General features: G+C 27.4%; 12 protein-coding genes and 1 riboswitch. Of the genes, 11 read left to right on the top strand and 1 reads right to left on the bottom strand.

Features of this window, described 5'->3' with window-relative positions:
- The first annotated feature begins 105 nt into the window (after nucleotides 1–105).
- From ACQPUY_RS08170 to ACQPUY_RS08130, 9 genes are all read left to right on the top strand, one after another.
- On the top strand, nucleotides 106–855 hold the full coding sequence (locus ACQPUY_RS08170; RefSeq protein WP_430840657.1) for a prepilin peptidase: 750 nt from the start codon (nucleotides 106–108) through the stop codon (nucleotides 853–855).
- Between the two features lie 177 nt (nucleotides 856–1,032).
- Nucleotides 1,033–1,425 (top strand): type II secretion system protein, encoded by a 393-nt coding sequence (locus ACQPUY_RS08165; RefSeq protein WP_430840656.1) that lies wholly within the window; start codon nucleotides 1,033–1,035, stop codon nucleotides 1,423–1,425.
- 191 nt (nucleotides 1,426–1,616) lie between these two features.
- Nucleotides 1,617–1,714: riboswitch (purine riboswitch) on the top strand.
- Nucleotides 1,715–1,869: 155 nt separating this feature from the next.
- Nucleotides 1,870–3,318, top strand: coding sequence for an IMP dehydrogenase (gene guaB / locus ACQPUY_RS08160; RefSeq protein WP_430840655.1), 1,449 nt, complete (start codon nucleotides 1,870–1,872; stop codon nucleotides 3,316–3,318).
- Between the two features lie 202 nt (nucleotides 3,319–3,520).
- Nucleotides 3,521–5,062, top strand: coding sequence for a glutamine-hydrolyzing GMP synthase (gene guaA, locus ACQPUY_RS08155; protein WP_430840654.1), 1,542 nt, complete (start codon nucleotides 3,521–3,523; stop codon nucleotides 5,060–5,062).
- 141 nt (nucleotides 5,063–5,203) lie between these two features.
- Entirely contained in the window at nucleotides 5,204–6,193 is a 990-nt protein-coding gene (locus ACQPUY_RS08150; RefSeq protein WP_430840653.1) for a tyrosine-type recombinase/integrase, read from the top strand.
- A 161-nt stretch (nucleotides 6,194–6,354) separates the two neighbouring features.
- Entirely contained in the window at nucleotides 6,355–7,797 is a 1,443-nt protein-coding gene (locus ACQPUY_RS08145) for a metallophosphoesterase family protein (protein WP_430840652.1), read from the top strand.
- Nucleotides 7,798–7,852: 55 nt separating this feature from the next.
- Nucleotides 7,853–8,098 carry a hypothetical protein gene (locus ACQPUY_RS08140; protein ID WP_003429910.1) on the top strand — a complete coding sequence of 82 codons (246 nt, stop codon included), beginning with the start codon at nucleotides 7,853–7,855 and terminating at the stop codon, nucleotides 8,096–8,098.
- Nucleotides 8,095–9,852, top strand: coding sequence for a DUF2326 domain-containing protein (locus ACQPUY_RS08135; protein WP_430840651.1), 1,758 nt, complete (start codon nucleotides 8,095–8,097; stop codon nucleotides 9,850–9,852). Before ACQPUY_RS08140 ends, ACQPUY_RS08135 begins: the two co-directional genes overlap by 4 nt.
- A gap of 121 nt (nucleotides 9,853–9,973) precedes the next feature.
- Nucleotides 9,974–11,332: a hypothetical protein gene (locus ACQPUY_RS08130; protein WP_430840650.1), complete on the top strand. Its 1,359-nt coding sequence runs from the start codon at nucleotides 9,974–9,976 to the stop codon at nucleotides 11,330–11,332.
- Nucleotides 11,333–11,480: 148 nt separating this feature from the next.
- Here ACQPUY_RS08130 and ACQPUY_RS08125 read toward each other — a convergent pair whose 3' ends face one another.
- Nucleotides 11,481–11,657 carry a hypothetical protein gene (locus tag ACQPUY_RS08125; RefSeq protein WP_430840649.1) on the bottom strand — a complete coding sequence of 59 codons (177 nt, stop codon included), beginning with the start codon at nucleotides 11,655–11,657 and terminating at the stop codon, nucleotides 11,481–11,483.
- A 165-nt stretch (nucleotides 11,658–11,822) separates the two neighbouring features.
- On the opposite strand from ACQPUY_RS08125, the gene ACQPUY_RS08120 reads away from it, so the two are divergent.
- Together ACQPUY_RS08120 and ACQPUY_RS08115 are read left to right on the top strand one after the other, a co-directional pair.
- The gene (locus ACQPUY_RS08120) at nucleotides 11,823–11,963 is read left to right on the top strand and encodes a hypothetical protein (RefSeq protein WP_430840648.1); all 141 of its coding nucleotides are present in this window, start codon (nucleotides 11,823–11,825) and stop codon (nucleotides 11,961–11,963) included.
- Nucleotides 11,964–12,208: 245 nt separating this feature from the next.
- Nucleotides 12,209–12,598 (top strand): hypothetical protein, encoded by a 390-nt coding sequence (locus ACQPUY_RS08115; protein ID WP_430840647.1) that lies wholly within the window; start codon nucleotides 12,209–12,211, stop codon nucleotides 12,596–12,598.
- Nucleotides 12,599–12,622: the final 24 nt, after the last annotated feature.

Below are 12,622 nucleotides of genomic sequence, written 5' to 3'. Positions count from 1 at the left end.
AAAAATGTATCGTAATTTTTAACGATATGTTTTTTTTATTATTAAATTGGAAAGAATATAAAATAACAATATTAAAATATAAATTTTGATAAATGAGGAGTATATATGTATTTTTGGGTTTTAATTTTAGGATTATGTATAGGGAGTTTTTTAAATATGTGTATCTATAGGATACAAAAAGAAGAATCAATAGCATTTCCAGGATCTCATTGTACTAGATGTGGGCATGAGCTTAAGGCTTATGAGTTAGTTCCGGTACTTAGTTATATATTTTTAAGAGGAAGATGCAGAAAATGTAAAGATAAGATATCTATAAAATATCCATTAATAGAAATATTAAATGCATTATTATATTTATTATTATTTGGAAAATACGGATTCAGTGTTAACTTTGTTTTTTATTGCTTACTAACTTCATTACTAATAGTAATCTCAATTATAGATTTAGAAAGTAAGTATATATACTCATCTACAACTTTAGTAGGAGTATTACTAGCAATAATTTATATAACAATTGGATCATATTTAGGTGAAATAAAGATATTAAATAGCTTACTAGGTGGTTTAATTGGATATGGAATTATATTTTTGATAGTGTCATTAACAGGAGGCATGGGGAATGGAGATGCGGATATTGCCGGAATTTGCGGACTTTTTGTAGGAATAAAAGGAGTATTAGTAACTTTATTCTTGGCAATAATATTAGGTGGTATAGTTGCTTCGATAGTTTTAATTTTAAAATTTAAGGATAGAAAATCAGAGATTGCATTTGGTCCATATATAGCAATGGGAACTTTAATGTGTATATTTATGGGAGAAAGATTATTGGTACTATATATGAATTTGTATATATGAATGATAATCAATAAAATTATAAAAATATAATTCGCTACAAAATAACTATTTAAAATATATATTATTATATCGTTGAAATTAATTAATGGACTACTTAAATTGATAAAATTATATATTGACATAAAAGATTTAAAGCTAAGAGGTGATAATGAAATTAAAAAAGAAGGAGGTGTTAATATGATAAGGAAAAAGAAGAAAGGATTTACAATTATTGAACTTATTATAGTTCTAGCAATTATTGCAATACTATCAGCTATAACTATTCCTAAATTTGGAGATATTAGAGAAAGTGCAAATAAAAAATCAGATATAGCAAATGCAAAAGCTATTGCAACAGTAACAACATCATTAATTGCAGATGGAGAAATAACTCCAGAAAAGAGTGGAAAATTAACAATTAATCTTAATGCTAAAGATTCAAAAGCAGAAAAAATTAGAAATTATTTGCAAGTGGTTCCAAAGTTGAGTAATAAAGATGGAGATTTTACAATATCAATAGAAACTAATGGAAATGTAAGTGTTTCATCCTCAGTTGATGAAGAAGAGTTATTCCCAGATAAAGCTGAATAATGCTTATATAAGTAAAATTTATAGTCTAACTTTTTTATTGAGATATAAAATTAGAATGTTCATAAGAAGGGGTATAAGTTTATTAGTAATTAAAATGAAAGAATCTTCAAAAAAGAAAAATAAATATTTGAATTATAAATTGCAATATTATTGACAAGTATAAGGGCTAGATATATAATATCTATAAATTAAGAATAGTTAGATAAAAAACTCGTATATCCTCTGAATATGGCAGAGAGTATCTACCGGAAACCTTAAATTTCCGACTATGAGTGATTTTGGTATACTATATCTATATATATTATTATGTAGAGTTAGGCATATTAACTTCACTTAGAAGATTAATATGCTTTTTTTTATACATAAAAATAGAACTGAAATGAATAATTATATTCATATTAAAAATATAATGAAAGAAAAAAATCATTTAAAGGAGGAAGAACAATGGCAACAATTATTAAAACTGCTTATACTTTTGACGATGTACTATTAGTACCAAATAAATCTGAGGTTTTACCTAATGAGGTTAGTTTAAAAACTAAATTAACTAAGAAAATAACATTAAATATTCCTTTAATGAGTGCAAGTATGGATACAGTAACAGAATCTAAGATGGCTATTGCTATTGCTAGAGAAGGCGGAATCGGTATTATTCATAAGAATATGACTATAGAAGAGCAAGCGAAAGAAGTAGATAGAGTTAAGAGACAAGAAAATGGAGTAATTACAGATCCTATATTCTTATCAGAAGAACATACAGTTAGACAAGCTCAAGAACTTATGGCTCAATATAGAATTTCTGGTGTTCCAATAACAAGAGGAACTAAGCTAGTTGGAATAATAACTAATAGAGATATAGTTTTTGAAACAAATTATGATAGATTAATTTCAGAAGTTATGACTAAGAGTCCACTTATAACTTCTACTGAAGGAACGACTTTAGAAGAAGCTCTTGAAATATTAAAGAAGCATAAAATAGAAAAATTACCATTAGTGGATAATGAAAATAACTTAAAGGGATTAATAACTATTAAGGATATAGAAAAAGCAAAGGCATTTCCAAATGCTGCAAAGGATTCTAAGGGAAGATTATTATGTGGAGCATCAGTTGGTATTACTAAGGATATGATGGATAGAGTAGATGCTTTAGTTAAAGCAAAGGTTGATGTTATTACATTAGATACAGCACATGGACATTCTAAAGGTGTTATGGATGCAGTAAGAAGAATAAAAGATAAACATCCAGAACTTCAAATAATAGCTGGAAATGTTGCAACTGCTGAAGCAACTAGGGATTTAATTGAAGCTGGAGCTGATTGTGTTAAGGTGGGAATCGGACCTGGATCAATTTGTACAACAAGAATAGTTGCTGGTGTTGGGGTTCCTCAATTAACTGCTGTTATGGATTGTGCAGAAGAAGGAAGAAAACATGGAGTCCCTGTGATTGCTGACGGTGGATTAAAATATTCAGGGGATATAGTTAAAGCATTAGCTGGTGGAGCATCAGTAGCTATGATGGGATCTATGTTTGCTGGTTGTGAAGAAGCACCAGGAGCTATGGAAGTATACCAAGGAAGAAGCTACAAGGTATATAGAGGAATGGGATCTCTTGGAGCTATGGAAAAAGGATCAAGTGATAGATACTTCCAAAATGGAACTAAGAAATTTGTTCCAGAAGGTATTGAAGGAAGAGTTGCATATAAAGGTTATGTAGCAGATACAATATATCAATTATTAGGTGGAATAAGATCAGGAATGGGATACTTAGGAGCAGCAAATCTAGAAAGCTTATATGAAAATGCTAAGTTTGTAGTTCAAACATCATCAGGAATAAGAGAAAGCCATCCACATGATGTTAATATAACTAAAGAAGCACCAAATTATAGTAAATAGGTAAGCATATTTACTATAAATGTATAATTAATAATTGATAATGAATAATTAAGGGGAAAACTCAATAAATTGAATTTTTAAATAAATTTAGGTTAAGTAAATTTCAAAAAATTATTTCCTAATTGTTAATTGTCAATATAGGAGTTTTCCATTAGACTTATATATAGTAAGTTTATTCAAATAAATTACGTTGGAGGGGCCAATGAAAAAAGAATTAGTTTTAGTAATTGACTTTGGTGGTCAATATAATCAATTAATAGCTAGAAGAGTTAGAGAATGTGGAGTTTATTGTGAAGTTCATCCATATACTTTAAGTGTGGATGAAATAAGAGAAATGAATCCAAAGGGAATTATATTTACAGGAGGACCAAACAGTGTATATGGTGAAGATTCTCCTTTATGTGATAAATCTTTATTTGAAGCTGGAATCCCTATATTTGGAATTTGCTATGGTTCACAATTAATGGCACATATGCTTGGAGGTAAAGTTGCTACTGCACCTGTAAGTGAATATGGTAAGACAAAAGTTGATGTTAAAATAGATTCTAAGATTTTTGAAGGTGTATCACCATCTACAATTTGTTGGATGAGTCACACAGATTACATAGAAAAAGCACCAGAAGGATTTAAAGTAGTAGGTAATACACCAGTATGTCCAGTAGCGGCTATGGAATACGAAGAGAAAAATCTATATGCAGTACAATTCCATCCAGAGGTTATGCATACACAAGAAGGAACAAAGATGATATCAAACTTCTTATATAATGTTTGTGGATGTGCTGGTGACTGGAAAATGGATTCATTTGTAGAAAAAACAATTGAAGAAATCCGTGAAAAGGTTGGAAATGGTAAAGTATTATGCGCATTATCAGGTGGTGTTGATTCATCAGTAGCAGCAGTATTATTATCAAAAGCTGTTGGAAACCAATTAACATGTGTATTTGTTGATCATGGCTTACTTCGTAAAAATGAAGGAGATGAGGTTGAAGAAGTATTTGGACCTAATGGACAATATGACTTAAACTTTATTCGTGTAAATGCTCAAGAAAGATTCTATGAAAAATTAAAAGGTGTAGAAGAGCCAGAGCAAAAGAGAAAAATAATTGGAGAAGAGTTTATAAGAGTATTTGAAGAAGAAGCTAAGAAAATTGGAACAGTAGACTTCTTAGTACAAGGAACTATTTATCCAGACGTAATTGAAAGTGGACTTGGAAAATCTGCAGTTATAAAGTCACACCATAATGTTGGAGGACTTCCAGACTATGTAGATTTCAAAGAAATAATAGAACCATTAAGATTATTATTCAAGGATGAAGTACGTAAAGCAGGTTTAGAGCTTGGTATACCTGAAAAATTAGTTTACAGACAACCATTCCCAGGACCAGGTCTTGGAATACGTATCATCGGTGAAGTAACAGCTGAAAAAGTTAAGATAGTTCAAGAAGCTGATGCAATCTACAGAGAGGAAATTGCAAAAGCTGGTATTGATAAGGAAATAGGCCAATACTTTGCAGCACTTACTAATATGAGATCAGTAGGTGTAATGGGAGATGAAAGAACTTACGATTATGCAATTGCACTTCGTGCAGTAACTACAAGTGATTTTATGACAGCAGAATCAGCTGACCTTCCATGGGAAGTCCTTGGAAAAGTAACAACTAGAATAGTAAATGAAGTTAAAGGGGTTAACCGTGTGCTTTATGATTGCACAGGAAAACCACCAGCAACTATTGAATTCGAGTGATTTAAAGTACTGTAAACTCTTAGTTTTACTAGGTTTTAATTAAATTAATAAATTTATAAGGTAGGTAGTTAAGAAAGCTATTTTTATTGAAAAAGTGGCAATCATGACTACCTATTTTTTTATTTTAAAGGAGGCTTTCATATGAAGAAAGAGCCAATGGAACAAACAATATTACCTGAAATTAAGAGAAGAAAAAGAAAAGTATCATCAGATTTTGCAGTAACTAATATAAGTTATAGAAGTTTATTTGAATTATATGTTAGAGCGTGTAAAATTAAAAATTTAACTGAAACAACAATTAAGGGATATGAATATGCTACAAGATATTTTCTTGATTTTGCTGGATATGATTTGATGTGCTATGACGTAACACAGGAACTTATAAATAACTACTATCTTCATTTACAAAAGGTACATAAAGCCACAACTATAAATAGTTATGTATTTAAGATATCACCAACAATTTTATATGGAGTGGAAAAGGGATATATTAATGAAAAGATTGAGTTTACTCATATGGTTGAGCAGGAAACAATTAAAGAGATCTATACACATGAAGAATTAGAAGCTTTATTAAAAAGACCTACTTCAAATGATTTTTGTGAATTTCGTGCATGGGTAATTATAAGTACATTTCTTGCTACTGGAATCAGAGCACAGGAATTAAGATTTCTTAAAATAAAAGATGTGAATTTAGAGCAAGGCTATATAACTTTAAATGTTACTAAGAATAAAGAAGCTCGTATTATTCCAATTCCATCATCGCTTCATATCGCATTAAGTGAATGGATACAGGTTAGAAATGCATCAAAGGAAGATTTCTTATTTTGTAATATTTATGGTGAGCAGATTCAAAGAACAGTATTACAAACACTTGTAAAGCGTTATTCATTAAGACGAGGAGTAAAAAGGTATGGTTTACATTTATATAGGCATACATTTATTACTTTATCAGTTAGAAAGGGAATGTCACCAGTTATGCTAAAAAGAATTACAGGACATAAGAGCATGAAGATGCTTGAAAGATATTATGCTTTTAATCCTACTGATCTTGTTAATATTGTTGATGAATTCAATCCACTTGAAGATTTTAAACCAAAGCAAAAGAAATATGAAAAAATACAGAAATAAATTTTTATTAAATTATATAAAATAAAGTTTATTATAATAATTTAAATTTCAAAATGCTAAAGATAGTTGCATAGCTATATTTTTTATAAGTTTAGGTGCAGAGTAAACATTTTACCTATATTATGGTAAAATAGATAGATAAATACTATAGGGGGATTAGGATGGACAATTTGAAGTGGATACAATTATCAGATATACATTTTCAATATGATAATTGTGATAGTCAATGGTTAAGAGATATGTTGCCTGAATATCTAAGGGAAGAAAAGGTTAAATGTGATTTTATGGTTATAACAGGAGACCTGTTATATAAAGGACAAGGAAATTATAAAGATGTAGCTGAATATATAGATACTATAGCATCTATAGTTGAAGTGGATAAGGAAAACATATTTATTATTCCAGGAAATCATGACCTGAAAAGAAATTCAGTTAGAAGCCTTATGATAGATGGAATAATTTCATCGGGTAATATAAAAGAGAAAGTAGATTCTTTACCAGATGATGCTATAAGAATTTTAATTAATGATCAAAAGGAGTTTTGGGATTTTCATAATGAATATTTAGATAGAGATGATAAGTATGAAAATCTACATTTCATAAATGAACGTGATGATTTTAATATTATTAATTTAAATACATGTTTAATATGTGGAAGCGAAAAAGAAGAAGAATCATTAAGTGTTAATACTAAAAAGTTAATACGAGAGCTTAGAAAAATAAAAGGAAGTAATAAAGTAAATATAGCAATAGGTCACCATGGATTAGAGTGCTTTAATGATAAGGAACAAGAAACATTAGTTTATTTATTTGATGATTATGATATTGATTTATATTTATGTGGGCATATGCATAAAAGTAATATTAATTTTTATGGACAAGGCAAAAGGGATATTAGATCAATAGTATGTGGGGCAAATATGAAGGATAGTTTCGCAGATGCAAGTATAGTAATTGGTAATATTGATTTTATTTTATCTACATGTTCAATAGAATATCATAAGTGGTCTGATGGGATAAATAGTTGGGCTAAAGATAATGAAATTCATAGGAAAATTAATAGGGAAGATCAAGTGAATTTTGAACTTGAAAGATTAAAAAAAATTAAAGATGACTCTGGAGAAGTAACTGACATAGATGAAGAAATAGAAAGACTAATACAACCAAAGGTAAAGATAGAGAAGTTTCAAAAGTTTCTTTTAGATTTTTGTACACAAATTCAAGAATATGAATTCAAAGAAGAAAATCTAGATATAAAAAAAGATGTAGAAAATAAATTTGAAAATATGAAATGTTGCACTACCTTAGTAACAGATTTTAATAGTTTAGCAGAGTACTTTCCATTAATGGATAAAATACTATTAGATACATCATACCTGCCATTTGATAGAAAGAATGTGATTCCAGGTAAGATAAAAACTACATATTATAAGGTATTGGATAAAAATCAATCTGGTACAGGAATAATGAGCGATATGATAGAAATACTTGTGGCTGAATATAGTAGTAAAGTAGATATTAGTGAAGATGAATTAAGTGAATATTTTAAAATTATTATTTGTTGGAGTATAAACGCTTGTAGTATTTATAATGAGAGTAAATAATTATTTTCCGATAGCTTTTATTCAACCATATATTAATGAGGAGGTAGAGAGTTTCATGATTGATTTTTTTAAGTTTAACAAGTACCATTCAATAAATGAAAATATTCCATATACAGCCATGAAACTTTATAATTTATTAAATAACCCTGTGCATATAGATGTATTATTTAAGAGTTATACAGATGAAACAGGTTTAGATTTAAGTATTAATCTTGAGAGGTTACTATATTTATCAATGATGTTCCTGTTTTCAGTTGGGCTAATAGAAAAAGATGGGTGCTTAATTAGGAGGGCAAAATGATTTTAGAAGAATTAATTGTATACTCCAGAAGTAACTACAAAGTATTAAAAAGATATCCCTTTAATACAGTTGGAGTAAATATTATTTTGGGAATTAAAAAAGAAAAGGAAGAAGAAAGTAACAGAGTAGGAAAAACATCTTTTGTTGAGAGTATAAGATATTTGTTAGGTTCAAGAATACCAGATATTTTCAAGAAAAAATCAAAAATTCTAGAAGAGGATATAACATTAATATTAACTGTTTCAAATAATAGAGGAAAGCTGTATTTAGCTAGAGTAATTAGCGATGAAAATATAGGGTATATTAATAGAACAGGAGAATTAAATTTTAATATACATGAGTGGGAACAATATAAAGATAAACAATATAAAGATGAAGTTGAAAAAATATTTATGTGTGGTAATAAAATAGCAAATCCACCAACCTTTTCTGCTTTAAGAGAATATTTAATTAGAGACGAAAAAAAAGGATTTAATGATATAGCATTATCTCGTAAAGCTATAAATCAATACAAAATATTGGCATATTTATTTGGATTAGATGGGTCAGCAGAAAATGAAATATCCAAATTAAAAGAAAAGGAAAAAGTATTAAATGATAGAATAAAATTTATAGATTCAATAGTATCTGATATAGCGACATTAAGAGTTAAGGAAAAAAAATTAACTGATGAATTAAAAGAACTTACAGATATATCACAAAAAATTGAAGTTACAAAGAACATTGAAATATCAAGAAAAGATTATAAAAAATTAAAGAAGAACTATAATGAGATAAATGAAAAAATATTAAAGTTAGAAAGTATAAAAGAACAGTATAAGGTTAACATTGAGAATCTTAAAATAACAGTATCAAAGGTAAAAGAATTAGATGATGTAAAAGAATTTTATAATCAAGTATTAAAGTACTTTCCTGATAATTTAGCACAAAATTATGATGATTCATTAGAATTTTATCAATTTATGCTTAGTAGTAGAGGTAGATATTTTAATGAGCGTATAGATAAAGTTTCGGATATGATTTCTTCATTAGAAGAGAAGAAAGAAAAGATTAAAAATGAAATAGATAAGCAGATAGATACATTACAAAGTACCACAGTAGTTGGAGATATTAATAATATATTACAAATGATAAGTGATAAGAATAAGGAATTATCAGATGTAACTACGCAAATAGAACAATATGATTCAAAGGATCAAATAATTAATGAGATTGATGAATTGCAGCAAGAAATAATTACAAAAACTAATATGAATAGAGAAGTATTTCTATCATATAAGGATATAGTTACTAATGCGCAAATTAGATTTAATCAAATTGTAGAAGAAACATATAATGAAAGTGGATCACTTTTAATTGAATTTAACAGTAAAACAGGTAAAAAGGATACTACTGGAAGGATTAAGTTTACATGTAATATAAAAGACGACCAATCTCACGGAAGATCCTACATGAAAATAAATATGTTTGACTTAACATGGTTATTACAACGTGTAGAATATAATTATCCAATACAGTTTTTGATTCACGATGGCTCATATGTTAAACCAGATAATAATAAAGCAAAATATAAGTTATTAAGCTTTATAGACAATTATTTAAAAGATGCAGGTAGAGGGCAATATTTCGTAACAATGAATATTGGTGAATTAGAAGATGAAGATATTAAAAATATTGAAGATAAAAACTTTATAGTAGCTAAATTAGATAATGAAAAAGCAGAAGATAGGTTTATGGGAATAAAGTATGAATAAAAGGCAAAGAACTCTTGCATTAGTTTGCAAAGAGTTCTTTGCTTTTTATCATTTTATTGTAAAAATGAAATTAAATGTTATAAAATTAAATGTATTGATATATTTATTGGAGGATGTAAGTGTGAAAAAAATAGAGGATGATATTAGGAAAATTGAAGAAGAAATTTCAGAAACGAAAATTATATTACCATACGGAGTAATGAGTATTACTTTATTTGATTTAGAACAATATGAAAAAATTATAGTTAATATTAACAGGGAAAGAGAGAAAAACCAAAACTTAGAGTTTAGAAAATCTTTGATTAAAAAATATAAATTTGTTTTTTTAAGTAAAAAAAGAAAGCTAAATAAAATTTTAAATAACTTGAAAAATAATAAAGTAGAGTTTGTTCCTAAAATTGAATCAGTAGTTAATAAGGAATATTTACAAAAGTTTCATACATATAGAGAGGATATATCTTTAAAAGAAAATTCAAGGTATTTTTTAAGACAAAGAATAAATTGTTGTATAAATAAGGTTAATGAAGAGTTATTTTTACTAAATTTTCATCCAAGTTTGTATATGAATAGTATGGATGAATATATAGGGGGAGATTTTAGATATAGGTATGATGCTGAGGCAATAATATATGAAGATGTTAATATATTACAGAGTGAATCACATCATTTTGCTATTTACACAAATGAAAAGACAAAAGAAAAAACTAAAAGAGATATTTTAAATATATTAGCTTATTTAAATGGAACCCCAATATTTTTATTTACACAAAATCCTAGTTTTAATAGAAAGATAGATGATCTATATCAACAATTTGATTTATTAGATATGTTGAGATTAAGAAAAAATGAATATTTTAAAGAGGAGACAGAAGAATCTATATCATTACAATTACCAATTTTAAAGAATTATAATAATTATAGTGTAGTTTTATTTAAAACATTAAAACATGCAGAAATAGTTGATTTATATCATTCGTCATTAAAGCAATTTGAACCATTACCAAGGTGTGTATTTTTATATAGGGTATTTGAATATGCAGCGTCTGTTGACTATAAAGTAAAGATTAGACCTACAGAGTATAAGCAAGAAGATGCTATTGAATATTATATTGAAAAGGCAATAGGTTATAATCCCAACCCATTATATTATATGGATTTTGGCAGTAGAAAGGTTACTAATTATTTTACTAAGTTAAAGTTAGAAGCACGAAAAATCTTTAAAGAATGGTCTGAACATCCTTATAAAAAAAGTAAAACTAGAGGAGAAATTATCTATAATATTGGACGAAACTTAGTTGCGCATGGAGGAAATGGTGAGCATAATATGAAATATGATTATGATAAAAACTATAAACATATTAATGATGTAAACATAATATTAGAACTTATTGCACGATATGTAATAGAACTTCTTAATCCAGGGTTAAAAAATGTTGTAGAGCGTAGAAAAATATATTACGAAAAGCAATATACCCTTTAAAATTATTAAAAGGTCATTTGACGAACTTTTAAATAAAGGTCGTTAAATAACCAATATCTATATTTATCTATATTTATATTTAGCTTAAAATATTAGACTAATAGGTCATTAGAAATTAATATGCCTAAAAGTAAGAAAAAGATGCTATTTATTTAACATCTTTTTTCTTTAGTTCTTCGTATTCAGGTTTTAAATATTTCTCAATTAAAATAGCAATAGTGTCACTAACTGTATGCCTATTCTTCTTAGAAATAGTTTGGATAATTTCTAAATCTTCTAAATCAAAAGTCACTTGAACTCTTTTCTTTCCTTCAGATATTGCCATAAAAAACAACTCCTAAACTAAGTAATTTACTCATTTGGATTATATCACAAGTGTACCACTAAAGACAATTTTTTTAAAAGAAGAGAAAATATATATTGCAAAGGTGGTACACCTATGGTGCACTTTATGTATAATAAAACTTAGGATGAAAGGAGTGAACGACTAATGGCAGTAAAGATACAATTTTTAAAACTATCTTATGAATTAATTACAGATAAAGCTATAAATACTTATGAGTTTAGAATATATGTGTATTTAATGAGTCTGTATAATAAGGAAAAAGGTTGTTCATTTCCTAGCCAATAAACAATTGCTGAGAAGTTATCAATAGGATTAACTACAGTTAAGAAAAGCATTAAAAGATTAAATGATCTAGGATATATAAAGATAGAAAAGCAAAAAAAAAGAAAATAGGCCATTACAATAAATATAGTAATTTCAAGCACTTAATTGGAGAAAAGAAGGAACTTGAAGAAAAGCAACAATTAATAGTAAGTGATTATAAAGAATCAGGAGTTCAGATTTATATAGATGAAGTTTTAGATAAAGAAGTGAGAATTTTATCAGTTGAAGAAAGAAAGCAAAAAGATATTGATAATAATATTTCAGTTAGAGTTGCAAGAAAATATACTAATATTGATTCAAGTAAATTTGCAAAAGAGCTAATATCTAAGCTTGATGAATCCTTAGTTAGAAAAGGATGCAGCTCTTTTAAAAATAAATTAGAATTAGGAAAGTTAAAAGAAAATTGTGCATCTAATTTGCTTAAGGAATGTATAGATACATATTTTAAAGAAGGAGTAGATTTGCCAATAGTTGTATTCAATAAATATAGAAAAGTTGATAATTTATTAGTACAGCCCTCTCAAATGAAAGCAATTAGAGGTTTGGATGGAGATATAGAAAATGAATTTTTTAATGAATTAAGTATTGCATTATAGTTAAGCTTTTACGTTTTATAAATT

Source organism: Clostridium nigeriense (assembly GCF_050585245.1).
GTDB classification, from domain to species: domain Bacteria; phylum Bacillota; class Clostridia; order Clostridiales; family Clostridiaceae; genus Clostridium; species Clostridium nigeriense_A.
This window is presented reverse-complemented; position numbering and strand designations above follow the sequence as displayed.

Bases quoted from the DNA above. Each gene is read 5' to 3' on its own strand.
- ACQPUY_RS08135 (WP_430840651.1), top strand. From the start codon at position 8,095: ATGATTTTAGAAGAATTAATTGTATACTCCAGAAGTAACTACAAAGTA.
- ACQPUY_RS08120 (WP_430840648.1), top strand. From the start codon at position 11,823: ATGGCAGTAAAGATACAATTTTTAAAACTATCTTATGAATTAATTACA.
- ACQPUY_RS08125 (WP_430840649.1), bottom strand. From the start codon at position 11,657: ATGGCAATATCTGAAGGAAAGAAAAGAGTTCAAGTGACTTTTGATTTA.
- ACQPUY_RS08150 (WP_430840653.1), top strand. From the start codon at position 5,204: ATGAAGAAAGAGCCAATGGAACAAACAATATTACCTGAAATTAAGAGA.
- ACQPUY_RS08165 (WP_430840656.1), top strand. From the start codon at position 1,033: ATGATAAGGAAAAAGAAGAAAGGATTTACAATTATTGAACTTATTATA.
- ACQPUY_RS08145 (WP_430840652.1), top strand. From the start codon at position 6,355: ATGGACAATTTGAAGTGGATACAATTATCAGATATACATTTTCAATAT.
- guaB (WP_430840655.1), top strand. From the start codon at position 1,870: ATGGCAACAATTATTAAAACTGCTTATACTTTTGACGATGTACTATTA.
- guaA (WP_430840654.1), top strand. From the start codon at position 3,521: ATGAAAAAAGAATTAGTTTTAGTAATTGACTTTGGTGGTCAATATAAT.
- ACQPUY_RS08140 (WP_003429910.1), top strand. From the start codon at position 7,853: ATGATTGATTTTTTTAAGTTTAACAAGTACCATTCAATAAATGAAAAT.
- ACQPUY_RS08170 (WP_430840657.1), top strand. From the start codon at position 106: ATGTATTTTTGGGTTTTAATTTTAGGATTATGTATAGGGAGTTTTTTA.